Below are 20,259 nucleotides of genomic sequence, written 5' to 3'. Positions count from 1 at the left end.
TTCTCACCTCCATCATTACGCTTGTGCTGTAAAGGAGCCTGTCCGATTCATATCATCTGCGCGTTGCTCTGCTGTCCAGTTACGAAGCTCTTCTGTCATTTCAGCTACCTTCAAAGCATCCTCGCTCTCTTCTCTACCTCGAGCTTTGGAACGTTGATTGGATTGCTGCTGCTGATTAGCTCCAGATCCGCGTCCATCCTGATACATATGGGAGGAAAGCGACTCATTGTGCGTTACTTCTACCTTATCCACCTGGATACCTTGGCTCTGGAGACTCGAACGCAGCTGCGACATTTGCTGTTCCAGCAAATCCTTCGCTCCGCTATGCTCAGTCATGAACTGGGCAACCAGATGACCATTTTGCATTGTCAGCTTAACCTCCAGCTGGCCCAGATGATCTGGACGAAGCATAATAGTCGCTTCCGTCAAACCAGTGTGTTTTACAATGTCAAGTTTCTGCACTACAAATTCGGTCATCTCCTTGGCAAATTGCCGTACATGTACGACTGGTTGAGCCGGAGCCGAAGGTGTTGTTCCTTGCGTTTGTACCGAAAGCTGTCCCGCAGTCGTGATCACTGGAGTCTGATTGTCAGTTGCTGTCGGATCCGCTTGCTCAGTTGCATCTACAAATGCACTCGCTTCATCCGCTCCAGTCGTCTTAACTGTAGACTGAACGAGAATATTAGTTGATGAACGTTGCCCTTCTGAACCTTGCTGATTAGTTTCGCCCTGACTTGCTTGCTGCTGAGAAACAACAACCTGTTTGTCTGTAGTAGCTGTAGCTACGGTCTGAGTACCATTTGCTCGATTTGCAGAAGGCTGAACCGCTTGTGAATCCCCACCATCAGCAAGTTCCACAGCTTTCATTACACCATTCCACTGCTCATCGGAAATAGCTCCCGTACCTGCCGTTGCGCTTTGGAGTGATTGTAGCAACTGTGCCACCTGGGACTTTTGGTCTCCAGAAGCCTGCTCTGCTACATTGGCTAGTTGTGACAAAGCGTCCTGCAATGCAAATCGAAGAGTAGCCGGGTTGGCTGCCAAGGCTGTTAAGCCTGTCGCCTCTGTCGTTTCTCCACCGTTTAACTGTTGATTTGTTCCGTCGCCTTGCAAAAACTGTTGTACTTGCTGAATCCACGCTTGCAGAGAAGCAAGCAGAGCAGGATCGGCAGCTACCTGATCATCCAGCTTTTCGAGATTTTGCAGCAAAGGAGCCAGTGTTTCGACCAGCGGCTCGGTTGGAGCTTCCGTGGATTCTCCGGTTGCAATCAACGGAAGTACCATAACTAATGGAGAACCGTTCGCATCTGTGCCTGCTGAGCCCGTTTGCCCGCCTGTCATCATTTGCGTAAGTGTTTGATTAAAAGCACCCGTGGTTGCTCCGGAAGCCGTGGCTGTACTCGTTGTTGAGGCTGTTGTACTGCTAGCTGTCTGACTGGAGCTGAGCGATACACTTTGAGAAATAAGGGTCATTTATTTTTCACCTCCCTTCATTTAAATTACTTACTGCCCATCAGTTTATTCAAAATTTTTGCGGTCTGAGCCGCATCCTTGGCAGACATATTTTGTAGTAATGAACCACGTGTGGAATCATCTACTGTATTTAATATGTTTAATGCCTTGTCTGGACTGATTTTGTAAGTTTGTAAAATAAGTTCGGCACCGCTCTTCTTGTCCATGGAAGCAAATGTGCTACTGATTTGAGTGCTTTGCAAACTCTTACTCGTCGTGCCAGCTGTGGTACCTTGATCCTTTTTCAGACGAGACTGCAACGCAGCAACTGACAAATCCGTAGATGGCGTTACGTTTTTCAGAGCCATAGTAATATCGGCTGCTTTTTTAGCGTCCATCTTTTGCAAAATCTTTGCACTGTTGGCAGGGTCCATGTAGCTTAGCAGCTGCACAGTCTCTTCCGTAGTCAGATTCTCCATAATCGGTGCCGCTTTACTAGCTGTCATTCCTTCATACATGCTAGCAAGATCTCTGGCCTGTTTTACATAAGGATCTTCATTTGTTGTTCCACCTGTAGTTTGCGTACCAGCCTGTCCCTGCTGACTGGCCTGTGGCTGCTGTTCCTGTTGCGTTTGGAGCGTATTGACCTGATTCTGCAGTTCAGTAACCTTTTTATCTTGTGTCGTCTTAGCAGCGGTAGCCTTTTTAAGCTCCTCCGTCTGCTTGGCTAAATCTGCCTTTAACTGCTGAATGGTTGCTTCAGAACTTTCAGACTGTGCCTTCTGATCTGCCTCTTTCGTCTGAGTAGCCTTATCTTTCGGTTCAGGTACCCAATTTTTAACAACTGGTATTTTGTTCCCTAATGAAATCATTTCGCTTCTGAAGTCCATATTGAACAATGTAAGCAGGACCCCGACCAGAACGATTGTGAACACAATCGGAATCAGGAAAAACATAAACCGTTCAAATCCCCCGCCTGATTCTTTACCTAAATCCATATCCAGTTCATTTTCTGCTAACTTCTGTGCCATCGTCTTCCTCCTCAGGCAGCTGATATGCGTATCCTATGACTTTCCGCTTACCGGGCTTTCATGGCAAATCGCACGGAAGCCATTTCATCCAGCTCGTTCTGCTCGCGCAGGAGCATTTCCTGTTGGAATTTCACGTTGGCCTTCTCTCTCGCTTTCAGCCAAACCTGTTCATCCAGCATTTTATCGGTCAAAACGGTTTGTTTGTTTTGCACATTTTGCTGCGCATATTGAACATCCCTATGCTTGCGTGTAATACATTGGTCCAGATGATTAACATAAGCCTGTAATTCCTGAATGGTAGAGAGTGGCGCGCAATCCTCGGCAGCCTTTTGAATGGCTGATATGACCCGATTCCTTTCGCCTACAAGCTGTGTTAATGTCTGCTCCTCAGCCTGCAATTGTCCGACAGCACTGGAAAGCAACCATTCGGCCTGTGACTTTTCGTTGGTTTTCAAGTCTACAACTTTCTGAAAGGAATACTGAAATCTCATCGTTCAACCTTCATCTCCTCGTAAATTCAGAAATCAAACGCTCCCTTACCTCGTCCAGCTCAGCCTTTTCATCTGTTCTTTGTCTTGTAAAATCCCATATATCCCGTATACGCTCCATGGATTCGTCAATTTCTGCATTTGAACCCTGCTGGTAGGCCCCGATATTAATCAGGTCCTCCGAATCTTTGTAAACGGCCATCAAGCGCTTAATATTCTCGGCAGCGTCTATCTGATCTCGTGGTGCGATATCCTTCATAACCCGGCTAATACTAGCTAACACATCAATTGCGGGAAAATGTCCCTTGTTCGCAATCCCACGATTCAAGACAATGTGTCCATCCAAAATCCCACGCACCGCATCCGCGATGGGCTCGTTCATATCATCACCATCGACCAGTACCGTATAAAAAGCGGTTATGGAGCCAGTAGGACCTGTCCCTGCACGTTCTAGAAGCTTAGGTAGACTAGCAAACACGGAAGGTGTGTACCCTCTCATTGCTGGTGGCTCCCCTACGGCTAGTCCTACTTCACGTTGGGCCATCGCATACCGGGTAACTGAATCCATCATCAGCATGACATTCAACCCGCGATCCCGAAAATATTCCGCGATCGTCGTTGCAATAAGTGCACCCTTAATACGGATTAACGCAGGCTGGTCGGAAGTTGCCACAATGACCACGGAACGTTCTAGTCCCTCCGGACCTAAATCCCGTTCAATAAAGTCCAGCACCTCGCGTCCACGTTCCCCGATCAAGGCAATTACATTCACATCGGCTTCCGTATTACGAGCAATCATTCCCATCAAGGTACTTTTACCTACACCCGAACCTGCAAAAATACCAACCCGTTGTCCTTTACCGATAGTAAGCAACCCGTCGATAGCGCGCACCCCGATACTGATTGGTTCCTGCACACGCGGACGATTCAGCGGATTGGACGGAATATTGAAGGTTGAATATCTCGCCATTCGCGAGGGAATCAATGAACCATCCAGAGGCTGACCCAAGCCGTCCAGCACTTTGCCTAACAGCTCCGACCCGACCTGCACATTCAACGGCTTCCCTGTTCCTACTACATCACAACCAGGACCAATGGATTGAAGTTCTCCAAGTGGCATCAGAAGCACTTTATTGTCCCTGAAGCCTACAACCTCCGCTTGCAACGGCTTTGCCGTTTTACCCGGATAAATGTAACAAACATCCCCGATACTGGCGTCTGGACCTTCCGATTCAACCATCAGGCCGATAACCTGCGTAACCTTGCCATTTACCCGAACCGGGTCCAGCTGGCGCAAATGATCCATGTAGCGCTGCGCATTAAGCCCCTTCATGTCTTCGCTCCTCATTCTCATGTGCCAGACGCAGTAGTTCCTTTTTGATCTCAGCTAATTGCGTATCAATCCGCGCATCCACACTTCCAAAGGAAGAACGGATAACACAACCGCGATCTTTCACGGTACCATCAGGTATAATTTGCAGTTCTGCCTGCGAATCGACAGTTAATGACAATTCTTCTCGTGCACCTTGCACAAATGCGAAATGCTGAGGCGACACACACAATGTAATGGTTCCTTTTTCCCGCTTACGAGCCAAATTTTTACGAATTAATTCAATCGTGTATTCAGGCTCAAGGCTAAGCTGTTTCTCAATGACCTTCTCAGCAATAGCACTACTCAGTTCAACCAGGAAAGGCTCAGCTTCTTGAATCAGTTGTTCCTTGATCTCATAAGCCTGACGCAGAATATCCTGTGCTTCTTCCATCATCTGCTCTGATTTCGTCTGGAGCTCGGCCTCAGCCAGCTTCTGACCTTCTTCATATCCTTGCTGAAACCCATCAGCTTTTAACGACTGAGTTAACTGCTCGTCATGCTCGCGTCGTTCCTGCCACCAAGCTTCAATCTCCTGCTGTGCCTCCTGAAGCATCCGTTCCGCTTCTTCAGCTGCCTCGCGAACCTGACGTTCAGCAAAATCCTTAGCATCATTCAGCATTTCATCCCGCAGCCGTTCAGCCTCGTGATCTCGTTGAGGCTCCGGCTCCGTATATTCGGTTGTGATTTCTTCGCCCGTCGATTCTGGCGCATACGTATGTGCCACATCAATTGTTTTCAAAGCCTCTACAGGAACATATTGGAAAGATTTAATCAAGTTAGACAATGATGTCATCTCCTCCGCCGCGTGCGATTATAATCTCACCGGCCTCTTCCAATCTGCGGATTGTCGATACGATACGTGTCTGTGCTTCTTCCACATCACGCAACCGCACCGGTCCCATGTACTCCATTTCCTCTTTGAAGGTTTCTGCCATACGTTTCGACATATTTCGGAAAATCACATCGCGTACTTCTTCACTGGACACTTTAAGTGCCAATTGCAAATCTGCATTGTCGATATCGCGGATAATGCGCTGAATGGAACGGTTGTCCACATTGACGATATCCTCGAACACGAACATTCTTTTCTTGATTTCCTCAGCCAGTTCTGGATCTTGAATTTCAAGCGAGTCGAGAATCGTACGTTCAGTTCCCCGGTCTACGCCATTCAAAATCTGAACAATGGACTCGATACCACCCGCATTTGTATAATCCTGCGTCGCGGTTGCAGACAGCTTTTGCTCTAACACTCGTTCCACCTGGGAAATAACTTCCGGAGATGTACTGTCCATGACAGCGACACGCCGGGCCACATCTGCCTGTTTTTCTTGAGGCAGAGACGACAGAATTGCAGCCGCTTGCTCGAATTGCAAGTACGAAAGCACGAGAGCAATCGTTTGCGGATTCTCATTCTGTATAAAATTCAATATCTGGTTTGGATCAGCCTTGCGAGCAAAATCGAAGGGTCTTACCTGTAACGTCGCTGTTAGACGGTTAATGACCTCAACTGCTTTTTGCGATCCGAGTGCTTTTTCCAATATTTCTTTAGCGTAATTAATACCGCCTTGGGAAATGTACTCCTGAGCCAAACAAATTTGATGAAACTCGGCCATGATGGAGTCCTTCTCAATGGCATCGACCTTCCGCACATTGGCAATTTCCAATGTAAGTTGCTCGATCTCCTCATCACGCAAATGCTTGAATATTTGAGCAGATACCTCTGGTCCCATTGTGATCAGAAGTATAGCCGCTTTCTGTCTTCCCGTTAAACCTTGACTGCTTGCCTTTGCCAATGAACTCACCTCTATTCGTCAGCCAGCCATGTACGAAGCAGATTGACGAATTCGTCGGGTTTCTTTTTCGCCAGACTTTCAAGCTGTTTACGCACTTGACTTTCATTTGTCACACTTTCCATGGTAATAGACGGGAACTCCGTCGGCGTTGGCATGAGTTGCAATTCTTCATCCAACTCTTCTTCCTGCTTACGACGACCGCGTACGATGAGGAAGATTACACCCGCCAGCAGTGCCAGAACAGCAGCTCCGATGCCCCATAGCCAAGGGTTGGAAGCTGAGAAGAATGTATTCGTGCTCGCAGGCGCTGGAACAGCTTGTGAGAACACTGAAACCTTCTTAGCCAAGTCAGCGTCTGTAATAGTAGTACCGGAATTCGCCAATGATGCTCTTACAATATTAACCAAAATATTTTGAATTGCTGTCTGAGTTGCAGTATCCAACGTTTGCTGACCTGTTGGTGGTTCAACTGCTACATTAATGGTTAAATCTTTTACAGTGTACGGACTTTGGATAATATCCCTTGCAATTCGGTTAACTTCGTAGTTAATCGTACTTGAGCTCTTATCTGAGCTGGTATTGCCGGAATTAGCTCCTCCGGGGTAGCCTGGAACATCCTGTGTTCCTGTTCCTGCAACTCCTCCGGTTTGTCCACTACTGCCCGTATAGCTTTCCTGAATTTGTTGGGCGCTAATTTCAATACCCTTCATTTTCGTTTGATCAACAGGTGTGACCATTTGTTCCTTCGATGTTACTTTGTCGAAATTTAGCTGGGACATTACCAGCACATTTACCTTGTCGTCTCCAACAATTTTCGACAAAAATTGTTGGACATTATTCCTTACATCGCTCTCAAACTTCTTCTGTAGAGCCATGTTTTCCTGAACACCACTAGTGAGTCCACCTTGGCCGCCCTTGGCCGTTGGAATCAACTCATATTCCTTATTGGTGATCGTAATGTTTTCCACTGGTAGATTCGGTACGGCCGTTTTTACCAGATTAAAGTATCCGTCGATCGCTTGCTGATTTGGAGTAAAGCCAGGCTCGAATTCCATTTGAATCGAAGCGGAGGCTTTGTCCTTTTCTTCAAGTCCGGCAAAAATGTTTTCCTTTGGCATATTAATGACAGCTTTGGAGCTTTGGACACCATCCATCCGTTCCAACAGTTGCTGTATTTCGCCGTTCAATGCGTTATTGTACTTCACATTGAACTCGTTCTCCGTCATACCAATGGCAGAGGAGGACTGGTCAAAAGCACTCATGCCGATTGAACCCTTCTGAATCAAGCCTTGAGACCCAACATCTACCTTCGCCTTATCCGCATTAGCGGTTGGGACTGAGATTTGTGTCCCACCAGCATTAAGTTGATACGGTATTCCCGCAGAATCTAGATATTTAATGACTCCGGCAGCATCGTTAGCATTTAAATCTCGGAAAGCCACTTCATACTCGGTTTTGGTAAACTGCATCGTTAGCACTACAACGGCGATAATGATGAATGCTAATGTCGAAACAAGTAATATCTTCTGTTTTTTGCTGAAATTATTCCAATACCCGGAAATCTTATCCCGATATTGGGCGATTCTCTCGTTCACTCCGTCACCCCATCCGAAACTTTGCTAAACCCTCTTTACATCTGTGTACGCATGATCTCCTGATAGGCTTCGATCGCTTTGTTTCGGACCTGTGTAGTAAGCTGCAGGGAAAGCAGCGCTTGTTGGGAAGTGATCATGACCTGATCTACATCAACTTTGCCTGCCATGAATTGGTCGGACATCTGGTGCGTAGCGGCTTCCTGCTGCCCTACTTCATTGAGAGCATCCTTTAGGAAGGAACCAAAATCCTTCAAGGATTCGGAAGGCGTCGCTTTCGTCAACTCATTGTTAGGCGATTGAATCTGCTGTATTACCGGTGTCTGTACATTAAACATGGCGTTCTGAATCATGTTTTACTCTCCCTATTAAGTAGTTAGTAGTCCTAGAACTTAGCGACCGATTTCAAGCGCTTTGGAAACCATAGCCTTTGATGCATTCAGAGCTGTTACATTGGCTTCGTATGAGCGTGTTGCGGAAATCATGTCGACCATTTCTTTCATAATGTCTACATTAGGCATATATACATAGCCATCTTTATCAGCGTCCGGGTGACCCGGATTGTACACAGGCTTCAAAGGTGACTGATCTTCCTGAATTTGCGAAACCTTAACGCCAGCAGCGCTTGTGCTACTTCCTTCCATTTGAGCCTTTAAAACATCGGCAAAGCCAGATTGGTTCGGCTCCAAAACAACCGTTTTTCTCCGATATGGAACTGCTTGTCCATTCTCTACTTTCGCCCGAGTTGTCTCTGCGTTGGCAATGTTGCTGGATATAACGTCCATCCGCAACCGTTGGGCCGTAAGAGCAGATGCACTAATATCAAAGCCGTTGTTAATCTTCACCTAGTCCTATCTCCCTTCTACCGCTGTTCTCATCATTTTGATGCGCTCATTAATTTCTTGGATGTAGGTATTATATCTTAGTTGATTTTCAGCCATAAGACTCATTTCTCTGTCGATATCTACGTTGTTCATATTGTTATTCATGACTGAGTACCCATCTTTGGTGACCGTGGCATCTGGAATGGAGTTCACAGGTCCTATTTGAAAATGTCTTGAATTGGTTACTTTTCCACGTAGTGGTGTGACATCACCGTCCATTTGCTGCTGAAGCAGTTCTTCAAATGAAACCTCCGAACGCTTAAAATACGGGGTATCCGCATTGGATATATTGTCGGCCATCACACGTTGTCTCGTATTTGCCGCCTGTACACCTGCCTGAAGCTTTTGAAAGCTCATATCACCCAGCAGATTCATTTAGCTCCTCCCTCCCAGCGTCTACTCCAAAGTAAGATTCAATAAAACAAGATTTTTCACTTTTTTTCGACAATAAAATTTCATAATTATACATTTCTTTTAGGTCTTAAGTAGAAAATAATAACTTTCTGTCATATATTCTAAGTTTCGTAGAGTTGGGACCTAATTACAATAAGAAAAAAGCCCTATCTTTTTTAAAAAAGAGGGCTTTAGATGCATAAAATGTTAAATTTTTCAGGTTTTTTTCAAGAAAATGAATGTTTTCTTAGCACTTTACACCTGTAAAAGATTATACGTCCTACTTTTGGAATAGACAGAAAAATCATCAATTTGACCAGTATCTAGGTCTAAACGACGGTGCAAGATAGTGTTATTCTGGACCACACACCCTATTTTTAGAAACCCTATTCATAAAATATACTGACTAAGGTCCCTGTTTTGGGCAATATCTCCCAGCTTCTCACGTACATATTCCGGGGTAATGATCATACGATCCAATGTAAGCTCTGGTGCTTCAAACGACAGATCCTCCAGCAGCTTTTCTAGAATGGTATGCAAACGACGTGCGCCAATATTTTCGGTGTTGCGATTTACAGACTCAGCAATGCTGGCAATCTCACGGATCGCTTCCGCAGAAAATTCGACTTCAATCTCCTCAGTACGGAGTAGATCAGTGTATTGCTTGGTTAGCGCATTTTTAGGCTCCGTCAATATCGACACAAACTCATCCAAAGTCAGGCTGCTTAATTCCACACGGATTGGGAAACGGCCCTGAAGCTCAGGGATCAGGTCAGATGGTTTTGCAACATGAAAAGCTCCTGCAGCAATAAACAGAATGTAATCTGTTCTTACCGGACCGTATTTGGTCATGATGGTAGATCCCTCGACAATAGGTAAAATATCGCGCTGGACGCCTTCTCTCGACACATCGGGGCCACTACCCTTACCCTGGCTGGCAATCTTATCTATTTCATCAATAAAAATAATACCGGATTGCTCAGCACGCTTCACAGACTCCTGAATCACATCATCCATATCGATCAATTTGGCGGCTTCATCTTGAATCAACACCTTGCGAGCTTCCTTGACTGGTAGCTTGCGCTTCTTCGTCCGCTTGGGCAGAAAACTTCCGAACATCTCCTGCATATTCATACCCATTTGTTCATTCCCTTGCCCAGCAAACATATCGAGCATATTGGGTGCAGTATCCTCCACATCAATCTCTATGACATCATCCTCAAGCTTACCGGATAACAGATCGAATTTAACCTTACGGCGCTTTTCCGCCAAAGATCCATCCTGTTGTGGTGGTTCTTCTTCTACCGAAGTCCCCGTGTTATTGCCAAACAGCATTTCAAAGGGATTACGTTGCGATTTGTTTGACTTTTCTGCAGGTACAAGGATGCTGACAATCCGTTCATTTGCCATGTCCTCCGCCTTGTCCTTCACATTCTCTGTTCGTTCCGACTTAACGATGCGAATGGAGGTTTCCATCAGATCACGCACCATGGATTCCACATCACGACCTACGTAACCCACTTCTGTAAATTTGGTCGCCTCTACCTTGACAAAAGGAGCTCCCACGAGCCGTGCAAGTCTACGTGCAATTTCAGTTTTACCCACACCAGTCGGCCCGATCATCAAAATATTTTTAGGCACAATTTCATCCCGGATATCATCCGGCAGCTTACTACGCCGATAGCGGTTGCGCAAGGCAACAGCAACAGATTTTTTAGCTTGCTTTTGTCCGACAATATACTTATCCAGCTCGGATACCACTTGTCTGGGCGTCAACGATTGATTATTCATTTTGCACTCCTCCACCCTTGAATACTCAGAGCCGATTTACAGTTCTTCCACGATAATCTGATTGTTCGTATACACACATATTTCCGAAGCAACCTCTAGCGCTTCCCGTGCCATGTCCTTTGCTTCCATGCCAGAGCCATGGCGTTTGAAAGCACGGGCAGCCGCCAATGCAAAATTACCACCTGAGCCAATCGCAAGCACATCATCATCCGGCTCAATAATTTCGCCGCCTCCAGAAATGAGCAGCATTCCGGATGAGTCCATCACAATCATGAGTGCTTCCAGCTTACGCAGAATACGATCCTGACGCCAGTCCTTGGCCAGTTCCACGGCTGCTCTTTGAAGATTTCCGTGGTGTTCCTCTAGCTTATTTTCGAACTTTTCAAATAACGTGATAGCATCTGCCACCGAACCCGCAAATCCCGCAACGACCTGACCACGATACAATCTGCGCACTTTTTTTGCCGTCTGCTTCATTACAACACTGTTGCCGAACGTTACCTGTCCATCACCCGCAATAGCTCCTTTGCCATTGTGGCGTACAGCGCAGATGGTGGTAGCATGAAAGGACATATCCATAACGCGCTCCTCCTTTTCCTTCATCCTTATGCCTGTACTTCAGCTGACATAACTCCCGTTTCGTTGATATAACCGTGCAAACTTTCCAGCGCGCGATTAGCGAGAGCTTCATTTTTTTCTTTTTTGTTACGTATCCGTTTCTCCAGCTTTGGAAGCAAACCAAAGTTTGCATTCATCGGTTGAAAATGCTTGAAATCAGCGGTCGTAATATACCGCGCCATGCTGCCTAATGTTGTTTCTGCAGGAAATACAAACATTTCCTGTCCACGCGCTGCTCGTGCCGCATTCATCCCGGCCAGCAGACCAGAAGCCGCCGACTCCACATATCCCTCTACACCGGTCATTTGTCCGGCGAAGAATAGATTGCTTCTTCCCTTGAACTGATAGGTTGGATGAAGTTGCTGCGGAGAATTGATAAAGGTATTGCGATGCATCACACCGTAACGTACAAACTCCGCCTCTTCGAGACCCGGAATCATTGAAAATACACGCTTTTGCTCCCCCCATTTGAGGTGAGTCTGAAAACCAACCAGATTATACAGCGTTCCTGCAGCGTTGTCCTGCCGAAGCTGAACAACTGCGTGGGGCAGTTCACCTGTATGTGGATTTACGAGACCCACAGGTTTCATCGGTCCGAACAATGCCGTTTGTTTCCCACGTTGCATCATCACTTCAATGGGCATACAGCCTTCGAAATAAATTTCTTTTTCGAATTCCTTGACTTGCGCCACCTCAGCCGTAATCAGAGCCTCATAAAAAGCATCAAATTCCGCTTCGTTCATCGGACAATTCAAGTACGCTGCTTCTCCCTTATCATAACGGGAAGCCAGATAAACCTTGCTCATGTCGATAGAGTCCTTTTCTACAATCGGGGCTGCCGCATCGTAAAAATAAAAATACTCCTCTCCCATCAGCGATTTAATCTGTTCCGACAAAGCTGGGGAAGTTAAAGGCCCCGTCGCAATGACCACAATACCGTCCTGTGGGATTTCCTGAAGCTCTTCATTTACAACCTCGATCAAAGGATGTTGATGAAGCGTATCAGTAATATGACCGGAAAATCCGTCACGATCCACTGCCAATGCACCGCCAGCCGGAACTGCATGACGATCTGCTGCACTCAAAATCAAGGAGTTCAGTATTCTCATCTCTTCCTTCAGTACGCCTACTGCATTCGTTAGGCCGTTTGCCCGCAAGGAATTACTGCATACCAGTTCGGCAAATTTATCTGTATGATGTGCTGGTGTTTTTACAACCGGCCTCATTTCATATAACTTAACTGGCACTCCACGGCTTGCAATTTGCCAGGCAGCTTCGCTGCCCGCCAAACCTGCTCCGATGACCGTTACCTTTTGTAGTTCACTCACGTTTAAATCCCCCTGCTATTGTTGTTCTTAAGAAGTCTCTACGCTCTCATCGCTCTCTTCCAGCATTTCGCTGTGATCGCAGACAGTACAGTTGAGCTTCGTTCCTTGCTTTGTACGTTTTTCGACCATTAGGCTACTGCAACTTGGGCAAGGCTTAATGGACGGTTTATCCCAGGAAACAAAATCACATTCTGGGTAGCGGTCACATCCATAGAAGACACGTCCTTTTTTACTCCGTCGTTCGACGACATGGCCCTCACCGCATGTAGGACAATTAATCCCGATATCCTTAACAATTGGCTTTGTGTTACGGCAATCTGGAAAAGCAGAACAGGCCAGGAATTTACCAAATCGGCCAAGCTTATACACCATTTGGCTGCCACACTTATCACAAATGACATCGGATACTTCATCTTTTATTTCAATTTCTTTCATTTCTTCTTCAGCCACTTCAAGTCGCTTCTCGAATGACTCGTAAAAGTCACTCAACACCTTGACCCAATTACCTTCGCCTTCTTCGACGTGGTCAAGATCACCTTCCATATTAGCTGTAAACTCCACATTCAGAATCTCTGGAAAGAACTCCTCCATCTGTTCGATGACCAATTCGCCCAGCTCTGTAGGGAAAAACTTCTTCTCTTCAATAGCAACGTACCCACGTTTCTGAATGGTTTCCAGCGTTGGTGCATACGTACTTGGACGTCCTATACCCAGTTCTTCCAGCGTCTTCACCAGTCGCGCTTCCGTATAACGGGGAGGCGGTTGTGTAAAATGCTGCTTCGGCTCAACCGCTTCTTTTTTTAACTTATCGCCTGGTTGGAGTGGTGGCAGCAGTTTATCTTCTTCGGTTTTACCGTCGTCATTTCCCTCTACATACACTTTCATGAAACCTGGAAAACGAACCTTAGAACCTGCTGCCCGGAATATCGTCTCACCCGCTTCAATATCTACGGACAAAGTATCCATAATAGCAGAAGCCATCTGGCTGGCCATAAAACGTTCCCATACCAATTTGTACAAACGGAACTGATCCCGACTCATAAACGGCTTAACTGTTTCCGGATCGCGTAACGCAGAGGTTGGGCGAATCGCTTCATGCGCATCCTGGGCGTTGGCCGCTTTTTTTGAATATTGACGAGGAGTTTCAGGTACAAAAGCTTCGCCATATTTTTGAATAATTAATTCTTTCGCTTCCTCTTGAGCTGAAGCGGCGATCCGTGTGGAATCCGTACGCATATACGTAATCAAACCCACGGTCCCTTCTTTACCTAAATCCACACCCTCATATAGCTGCTGAGCTACAGACATCGTTTTAGATGCACGGAAGTTGAGCTTCCGAGCCGCCTCCTGCTGCAAGGAACTTGTTGTGAATGGAGGAGAAGGATTGCGTAAACGCTCTTTCTCTTTAACATCGCGTACCTTGTAATGCGATTTTCCGATAGCTTCCAACACTTCTTGTACATCCGCTTCGCTAGAGAGCTCCTTCTTTTCACCGCGTAGCTTATGAAATTTCGCTTCAAAGGTACTGTCTTTAATAGCTAGTTTAGCTGTAATCGTCCAGTATTCTTCCGGTACAAACTCACTGATCTCGTTTTCCCGGTCCAAAATAATTTTCACCGCAACCGACTGCACGCGCCCAGCGGATAGGCCCTTTTTTACCTTTTTCCAGAGCAACGGGCTGATTTTGTAGCCAACAAGTCGATCCAATATCCGTCGTGCCTGCTGAGCATTGACCAAATCCATATTGATTTTACGGGGTGTTTTAAAAGCATCTTTGACAGCCTGCTTCGTAATTTCATTAAATACAACACGGCAATCTGCTGTATCGTCCAGTTCCAGCGCATGCGCCAGATGCCAGGCAATAGCTTCACCTTCGCGATCCGGGTCAGCCGCCAGATATACTTTTTTTACTTTTTTTCGGGCATCCTTTAATTCTTTTAAAATTGAGCCTTTACCTCGAATGGTAATGTATTTGGGATTAAAATCATTTTCGACCTCTACGCCGATCTGACTCTTCGGTAAATCCCTGATATGACCCATGGAAGCCTTGACGATATATTTGCTGCCTAAGTATTTGCCGATCGTCTTCGCCTTGGAAGGCGATTCCACGATGACGAGTGAATCCGCCATAGGCTCTTCCTCCTCTCAATTACACACATGAATATGATAGACTTCCTGAAATGTGGTGAGTTATGACGCGATAGAGAGCTTCACAGATTGGTTATTCTTCCAGATCGTTGAGATTCTTCAGAAAGATTCCATCTGCTCCGCTGCTGCGAGTCATAATGTCAACACATTTCAGGAAGTGGGGAAGGAGTAGGAATCCGCGACGCGTATGAATGCCATACTGCCCTCCACCTGATGTTTAAAATTGAATTTGTGCATTTACTAACTAAGGACTTTGCAAAAACAACTACTAAATAAGCTTGTATTTTGTGCCCGCTAGCTGGGCGATCCTTTTTTTTATGATTAACGATAACAGAACTGCGTGTAAAAGTCCAAAATCCCATGCCGTAGCATCAAGCAGTTCATCCAGTGTCATGGTTCCCTGTTCGAGCAACAGTATGACACGGTTTTCCTCAGAAGTCTCACTTTCTGGTACTTTGGAGACCTCCATCAGATTAGGACTCCGCTCTCTATTGTATGAAGAAACCTCCCTTGTACGCAAATCTGCTTCATACTCCTCAATAATATCCGCAGCTTCAGTGACCGTTTTTGCCCCTTGCTTAATCAAGCTCAGCGTACCTCTACTCTTCGGTGACGTAATGGGTCCGGGAACAGCATACACATCTCGATTTGCCTCCAGTGCAGCATCAGCTGTAATCAAGGAGCCGCTTCTTGCATCTGCTTCGACAACAAGCGTCCCCTTCGTTAGACCGGCTATAATCCGATTACGTTGTGGGAACATTCCTGGATGCGACCTCGTGCCTGGAGGATACTCTGATAAGATCAAGCCATTGCTAGCCATTTCTGCAAATAAAGACGCATTTTGGGGAGGATAAATTTGATCAATCGCTGTTCCCAGTACACCAATCGTGTTTCCTCCCCGGCGCAGGGCTGTTTCGTGACAAATACTGTCAATCCCTCTCGCCAATCCGCTAACGATTGTAATCCCTGCATTACATAATCCCTCCGTTAGTATCTCCGCTGCTCTACGTCCATAAGCGGTGGGAACTCGTGTTCCTACCATGGCTATAGAACATGTATGCAAAAGTGATTTATCCCCTTTTGTATACATTACCCAAGGTGGGTCAACTGTTTCCTTCATTAATAGGGGATAATCCTCGTCCACATAAGTTACCGTTCCAATCTCACCGGATTGAACTCGCTGATATCGTTCATGCACCCATTCTTCATCATAACACTGAGCCGCAATGCGTGCCTGAGCAGGGCTTAACCCTATCTCGATCCACTTCTGTTCGCTAAAATGCAATAGCTCATGCAATTGATAGTCACTCGACCAAATACGCTGAATTGTTTTTCTTCCGATTCCCTCTAACTCATGTAAGCCTAACAAAAGCCATCTTTCTTCCAAACTATAGTTCCCCCATTCACGGAAGAGTGAACCCTCCCTTATTTTGTGGCACAATGAATCATTTTGCAAGCGTTTCCCTGACAAGCCTGTCTTAACGCAAAAAAAGCAACCTTTTCATCCCCTGTTTCAGAAGATAAAAAGGTTGCTTACCTTTCTTTCATTATACACTAGCCTGCGGCAAATTTCGATGCAGTTTTATGGCCTGTATATTAATGAAGGAACACGATTTAATGTGTCGTACACAAATTCAAAATACCACGTGCTTCCAGCACACTTACCAGTGTCGAGCCCATTTCGGAAGGAGTCGGTGCCACCTTAATCCCGCAGGCTTCAAGCGTGGCAATTTTCTCTTTGGCCGTTCCTTTTCCGCCAGAAATAATGGCACCTGCATGCCCCATCCGTTTGCCCGGAGGCGCAGTCACACCGCCAATAAAACCAACTACTGGCTTCGTCATATTGTCTCTGATCCACTCGGCAGCCTCTTCCTCGGCTGTACCACCAATTTCTCCGATCATAATGACAGCATGAGTGTTGGGGTCCTCATTGAAACGTTGCAAAATGTCAATGAATTCTGAACCTTTAACGGGATCACCGCCAATACCAACTGCGGAAGATTGTCCTATGCCTCGGGTCGTTAACTGATGCACTGCTTCATAGGTCAAAGTACCGCTACGTGACACAACACCTACATGACCTGGTAGATGAATGTAACCTGGCATAATACCGATTTTACATTCTCCTGGTGTAATAACACCTGGACAGTTAGGGCCAATCAAAACGGTCTTTTTACCTTCCATAAAACGTTTGACCCTGATCATATCAAGCACCGGAATGCCCTCCGTGATACAAATCACGAGATCTAAATCCGCATCTACAGCCTCCAAAATGGAATCTGCTGCAAAAGCCGGTGGCACGTAAATCACGCTCGCTGTTGCGCCAGTAGCTTCCTTGGCTTCGCTCACTGTATTAAACACTGGCAATTTGACCTGTTGTCCGTTCTCCAGTGTAATTTCTACCTCGGTGCCCCCCTTGCCTGGAGAGGTGCCACCTACCATCTGTGTACCGTAATCAAGTGCACCCTTGGCATGAAACAACGCCGTTTTTCCCGTAATCCCCTGTGTAATCACCTTTGTATGCTTATCGACCAAAATACTCACGATCTTCACATCCCCTATCGTTTATTCGGCATATCGGAATGCAAACAGGCTATTGAACAAGTTCGACGATTTTTTGGGCACCATCCGCCATAGAATCGGCTGCCACGATATTCAAACCGGATTCTGCTAAAATCTGTTTGCCGAGTTCAACATTCGTCCCTTCAAGACGGACAACAAGTGGACGAGTCAGCCCCAACTGTTTGGCAGCCTCCACGACGCCGTTCGCAATGATGTCACACTGCATAATTCCGCCGAAAATGTTCACGAAAATTCCTTCTACCTTCGGATCGGACAAAATGATTTTGAACGCTTCGGTTACCTTTTCCGTCGTCGCACCGCCCCCTACGTCCAGGAAGTTGGCCGGATCGCCACCGTAATATTTAATAATATCCATGGTTGCCATCGCTAAACCTGCACCATTGACCATACAGCCAATATTTCCGTCCAGAGCGATATAGCTTAGATCGTATTTAGATGCCTCAATTTCCTTCTCATCCTCTTCATCCAAATCACGCAATTCCAAAATATCCTTATGACGGAACAAAGCATTAGAATCAAAATTCAGTTTGGCATCCAACGCCAGTACATTCCCATCACCCGTAACGACTAAGGGATTGATTTCTGCAATCGAACAATCCTTGTCCACAAAAGCTTCGTATAGCGCCAGCATAAACTTGACCGCTTTGTTTACCAGTTCATTGGGAATATTAATGTCATACGCCAACTTACGGGCCTGATACACCTGAAGTCCAATCGCTGGATCAACAACCGCTTTAAAAATCTTCTCCGGAGTGGCTGCAGCCACCTCTTCGATTTCTGTACCGCCTTCTTCTGAGGCCATCATTACGATACGTCCAGTCGCACGATCTACGACAACGCCGACGTAATATTCTTTACGAATATCGCAGCCTTCCTCAACCAAAAGGCGTTTGACCTCTTTACCTTCAGGTCCGGTCTGATGCGTCACCAGCACCTTACCCAAAATTTCAGAAGCAAATGTGCGCACCTCATCCAAACCTTTGGCAACTTTCACGCCACCCGCTTTACCGCGTCCACCAGCATGAATTTGTGCTTTTACCACCGTAACAGCGCTTCCAAGCGATTCTGCCGCAGCAACGGCTTCCTCCACCGTATAGGCAACCTTACCGTTCGGTACAGCCACTCCGTACTGCTTTAATACTTCTTTACCCTGATATTCATGGATATTCATTCTGGAATCCTCCTATCAACATGACTGCAACAAGGGCGGTTCACAAGGAAATCTATACTAAACCTACATCATTGTAACATGTTTTTAAAACGCTTTCCTTATAATTTAACCTCATGAATTACAGTATTTTGATATCATTATCATTCCCAAAATCGAATGCTTGGATATTATTGGATATTACCATTAATACAAATTCACACAAAAAAAAGCACCTCTGCAAATGGGATTACCCAATCCGCAATGAGAGGCACTTTATTCCTTCAAGCATTATTACTTTCAGCTGAGAACAACTCATGCTATAAGATTCGCAAGAACAACTGAAAATACCTTATGATTTTTCAATTTGTACATTCGCTTGATGAACACGGTCAAGCAGATCATTGAACTGGAGCAGAAGCGACCCAAATTGATCATGAGTCATACTTGTTTTTTCCTGGATGCAACCTGGTACAGATAGAGCTTTTTCCCGCAATGCGCTTCCCTCTGTCGTCAAAGAAACCAGCACCTTACGCTCATCCTGAGTGGAACGCTTTCGATCGATCAGCCCGGCGTTCTGCAATCTCTTCAATAGCGGAGTTAGTGTGCCGGAGTCCAAATATAGTGCCTCACCCAATTCCTTCACTGTACACTCTTCACGCTCCCAGAGCACGATAAGTACCAAATATTGCGAGTAAGTCACTCCGAGCTTTTCCAGATAAGGCTGGTATAGCTTCGTAATCTCTCTGGAGCATGCATATATGGCAAAGCATAACTGATTATCAAGTTTCAACGCTGTACCTTCATTATGATTGTTTTCCATGCTGTCTGATCACCTACTTTCGTCATTATTTTAGCACATTATATAATAAAATACATGCTAATTGCACAAAATACTTTACAAACAATAATTATTTTGATAAATTAAATTGTGTAAAATATAAATTGAACGAGAGGCAGTGATTGGATTATGATGACCATTCAACAAAAAATGTATGAAACAACAGTAAAAGCGGTTGGTGGACGTAACGGTTATATCGAGTCTTCCTCCCCTGAACTTCGTTTAGATATTGATACACCGAAAGAAATGGGTGGCGCAGGCGGTGCAGGTACGAATCCAGAGCAATTGTTCGCAGCAGGCTATTCCGCTTGCTTTGATAGTGCCTTAAATATGGTTGCTCGCATGCAACGTGTTAAGCATGAAGGTACTGAAGTAACAGCTACGGTCCATTTCGGCAAAGTGGAAGACGGCGGCTTCGGAATCGGAGTAAACCTCGATGTATTGGTAAAAGGCGTCGATCATGAAACTGCAGTAAAACTGGTGGAAGGCGCACATGAACAATGTCCATACTCCCGCGCTACCCGCGGTAATATTGAAGTGAAACTGAACGTCTTGTAACTCAGATTTTCTTTAGCATATGTAGGGGGGGACATCTCCATCTCTCTTCATGAATTTAATAGTACTCGTTAGAATGAATTTCACAACAAGCCCCTCAACCGTTTTTGTCGAGGGGTTTATTATCCTTTCAGCTATCCCTTCGTTAAAGACTGTTTGTTTTTTTCCATCAAGTAACATGGGAAATGTTGCATAATCGTATATACGAAATTGATATACTCATAGTATAATCACTATTGTCAT

At 45.7% G+C, this 20,259-nt stretch carries 19 protein-coding genes; 1 reads left to right on the top strand and 18 read right to left on the bottom strand.

What is annotated here, in order from left to right; translation table 11 throughout:
* Nucleotides 1-15 precede the first annotated feature (15 nt).
* The 18 genes from KAI37_RS09590 to KAI37_RS09505 form a co-directional block, all read right to left on the bottom strand.
* Nucleotides 16-1,473 carry a flagellar hook-length control protein FliK gene (locus tag KAI37_RS09590; RefSeq protein ID WP_071640487.1) on the bottom strand — a complete coding sequence of 486 codons (1,458 nt, stop codon included), beginning with the start codon at nucleotides 1,471-1,473 and terminating at the stop codon, nucleotides 16-18.
* 26 nt (nucleotides 1,474-1,499) lie between these two features.
* Complete coding sequence (locus tag KAI37_RS09585; protein ID WP_023988189.1) at nucleotides 1,500-2,483, bottom strand: magnesium transporter MgtE N-terminal domain-containing protein; 984 nt, start codon at nucleotides 2,481-2,483, stop codon at nucleotides 1,500-1,502.
* A 47-nt stretch (nucleotides 2,484-2,530) separates the two neighbouring features.
* The gene (gene fliJ, locus KAI37_RS09580; RefSeq protein WP_071640482.1) at nucleotides 2,531-2,974 is read right to left on the bottom strand and encodes a flagellar export protein FliJ; all 444 of its coding nucleotides are present in this window, start codon (nucleotides 2,972-2,974) and stop codon (nucleotides 2,531-2,533) included.
* A gap of 10 nt (nucleotides 2,975-2,984) precedes the next feature.
* Complete coding sequence (fliI, locus tag KAI37_RS09575; protein ID WP_013309889.1) at nucleotides 2,985-4,304, bottom strand: flagellar protein export ATPase FliI; 1,320 nt, start codon at nucleotides 4,302-4,304, stop codon at nucleotides 2,985-2,987.
* On the bottom strand, nucleotides 4,291-5,127 hold the full coding sequence (locus tag KAI37_RS09570) for a FliH/SctL family protein (protein ID WP_076292646.1): 837 nt from the start codon (nucleotides 5,125-5,127) through the stop codon (nucleotides 4,291-4,293). The genes fliI and KAI37_RS09570 overlap by 14 nt, the downstream gene beginning before the upstream one ends.
* Nucleotides 5,120-6,136, bottom strand: a complete 1,017-nt coding sequence (fliG, locus tag KAI37_RS09565; RefSeq protein ID WP_013370674.1) for a flagellar motor switch protein FliG — start codon at nucleotides 6,134-6,136, stop codon at nucleotides 5,120-5,122. The genes KAI37_RS09570 and fliG overlap by 8 nt, the downstream gene beginning before the upstream one ends.
* Nucleotides 6,137-6,147: 11 nt before the next feature.
* Nucleotides 6,148-7,731, bottom strand: coding sequence for a flagellar basal-body MS-ring/collar protein FliF (gene fliF, locus KAI37_RS09560; RefSeq protein WP_013309886.1), 1,584 nt, complete (start codon nucleotides 7,729-7,731; stop codon nucleotides 6,148-6,150).
* A 35-nt stretch (nucleotides 7,732-7,766) separates the two neighbouring features.
* A complete protein-coding gene (fliE, locus tag KAI37_RS09555; RefSeq protein ID WP_007430020.1) occupies nucleotides 7,767-8,081 on the bottom strand; it encodes a flagellar hook-basal body complex protein FliE in 315 nt (104 codons plus the stop codon).
* A 39-nt stretch (nucleotides 8,082-8,120) separates the two neighbouring features.
* A complete protein-coding gene (gene flgC, locus KAI37_RS09550) occupies nucleotides 8,121-8,573 on the bottom strand; it encodes a flagellar basal body rod protein FlgC (protein ID WP_013309884.1) in 453 nt (150 codons plus the stop codon).
* Nucleotides 8,574-8,579: 6 nt separating this feature from the next.
* Nucleotides 8,580-8,987 (bottom strand): flagellar basal body rod protein FlgB, encoded by a 408-nt coding sequence (flgB, locus tag KAI37_RS09545; RefSeq protein ID WP_013309883.1) that lies wholly within the window; start codon nucleotides 8,985-8,987, stop codon nucleotides 8,580-8,582.
* A 408-nt stretch (nucleotides 8,988-9,395) separates the two neighbouring features.
* Nucleotides 9,396-10,796, bottom strand: coding sequence for an ATP-dependent protease ATPase subunit HslU (hslU, locus tag KAI37_RS09540; RefSeq protein ID WP_071640477.1), 1,401 nt, complete (start codon nucleotides 10,794-10,796; stop codon nucleotides 9,396-9,398).
* A gap of 36 nt (nucleotides 10,797-10,832) precedes the next feature.
* Complete coding sequence (gene hslV, locus KAI37_RS09535; RefSeq protein ID WP_013309881.1) at nucleotides 10,833-11,375, bottom strand: ATP-dependent protease subunit HslV; 543 nt, start codon at nucleotides 11,373-11,375, stop codon at nucleotides 10,833-10,835.
* 26 nt (nucleotides 11,376-11,401) lie between these two features.
* Nucleotides 11,402-12,742 carry an FADH(2)-oxidizing methylenetetrahydrofolate--tRNA-(uracil(54)-C(5))-methyltransferase TrmFO gene (gene trmFO, locus KAI37_RS09530; protein WP_023988185.1) on the bottom strand — a complete coding sequence of 447 codons (1,341 nt, stop codon included), beginning with the start codon at nucleotides 12,740-12,742 and terminating at the stop codon, nucleotides 11,402-11,404.
* Between the two features lie 27 nt (nucleotides 12,743-12,769).
* The gene (gene topA, locus KAI37_RS09525; protein WP_104495239.1) at nucleotides 12,770-14,872 is read right to left on the bottom strand and encodes a type I DNA topoisomerase; all 2,103 of its coding nucleotides are present in this window, start codon (nucleotides 14,870-14,872) and stop codon (nucleotides 12,770-12,772) included.
* A 286-nt stretch (nucleotides 14,873-15,158) separates the two neighbouring features.
* Nucleotides 15,159-16,277: a DNA-processing protein DprA gene (gene dprA / locus KAI37_RS09520; protein ID WP_220031134.1), complete on the bottom strand. Its 1,119-nt coding sequence runs from the start codon at nucleotides 16,275-16,277 to the stop codon at nucleotides 15,159-15,161.
* Nucleotides 16,278-16,504: 227 nt separating this feature from the next.
* Entirely contained in the window at nucleotides 16,505-17,434 is a 930-nt protein-coding gene (gene sucD / locus KAI37_RS09515) for a succinate--CoA ligase subunit alpha (protein ID WP_071640471.1), read from the bottom strand.
* A gap of 49 nt (nucleotides 17,435-17,483) precedes the next feature.
* Nucleotides 17,484-18,644 carry an ADP-forming succinate--CoA ligase subunit beta gene (sucC, locus tag KAI37_RS09510; protein WP_053325253.1) on the bottom strand — a complete coding sequence of 387 codons (1,161 nt, stop codon included), beginning with the start codon at nucleotides 18,642-18,644 and terminating at the stop codon, nucleotides 17,484-17,486.
* Between the two features lie 328 nt (nucleotides 18,645-18,972).
* Entirely contained in the window at nucleotides 18,973-19,443 is a 471-nt protein-coding gene (locus KAI37_RS09505) for a MarR family winged helix-turn-helix transcriptional regulator (RefSeq protein ID WP_220031133.1), read from the bottom strand.
* A 147-nt stretch (nucleotides 19,444-19,590) separates the two neighbouring features.
* On the opposite strand from KAI37_RS09505, the gene KAI37_RS09500 reads away from it, so the two are divergent.
* Entirely contained in the window at nucleotides 19,591-20,019 is a 429-nt protein-coding gene (locus KAI37_RS09500) for an organic hydroperoxide resistance protein (RefSeq protein WP_013309874.1), read from the top strand.
* Nucleotides 20,020-20,259: the final 240 nt, after the last annotated feature.

Source organism: Paenibacillus sp. S25 (genome assembly GCF_019454085.1).
Classification (GTDB): Bacteria; Bacillota; Bacilli; order Paenibacillales; family Paenibacillaceae; genus Paenibacillus; species Paenibacillus polymyxa_B.
This window is presented reverse-complemented; position numbering and strand designations above follow the sequence as displayed.

Coding starts and splice junctions, on each gene's coding strand:
- fliJ (WP_071640482.1), bottom strand. CDS start 2,974: ATGAGATTTCAGTATTCCTTTCAGAAAGTTGTAGACTTGAAAACCAAC.
- topA (WP_104495239.1), bottom strand. CDS start 14,872: ATGGCGGATTCACTCGTCATCGTGGAATCGCCTTCCAAGGCGAAGACG.
- fliI (WP_013309889.1), bottom strand. CDS start 4,304: ATGAAGGGGCTTAATGCGCAGCGCTACATGGATCATTTGCGCCAGCTG.
- hslU (WP_071640477.1), bottom strand. CDS start 10,796: ATGAATAATCAATCGTTGACGCCCAGACAAGTGGTATCCGAGCTGGAT.
- KAI37_RS09505 (WP_220031133.1), bottom strand. CDS start 19,443: ATGGAAAACAATCATAATGAAGGTACAGCGTTGAAACTTGATAATCAG.
- sucC (WP_053325253.1), bottom strand. CDS start 18,644: ATGAATATCCATGAATATCAGGGTAAAGAAGTATTAAAGCAGTACGGA.
- fliE (WP_007430020.1), bottom strand. CDS start 8,081: ATGATTCAGAACGCCATGTTTAATGTACAGACACCGGTAATACAGCAG.
- flgB (WP_013309883.1), bottom strand. CDS start 8,987: ATGAATCTGCTGGGTGATATGAGCTTTCAAAAGCTTCAGGCAGGTGTA.
- KAI37_RS09500 (WP_013309874.1), top strand. CDS start 19,591: ATGATGACCATTCAACAAAAAATGTATGAAACAACAGTAAAAGCGGTT.
- hslV (WP_013309881.1), bottom strand. CDS start 11,375: ATGGATATGTCCTTTCATGCTACCACCATCTGCGCTGTACGCCACAAT.
- KAI37_RS09585 (WP_023988189.1), bottom strand. CDS start 2,483: ATGGCACAGAAGTTAGCAGAAAATGAACTGGATATGGATTTAGGTAAA.
- KAI37_RS09590 (WP_071640487.1), bottom strand. CDS start 1,473: ATGACCCTTATTTCTCAAAGTGTATCGCTCAGCTCCAGTCAGACAGCT.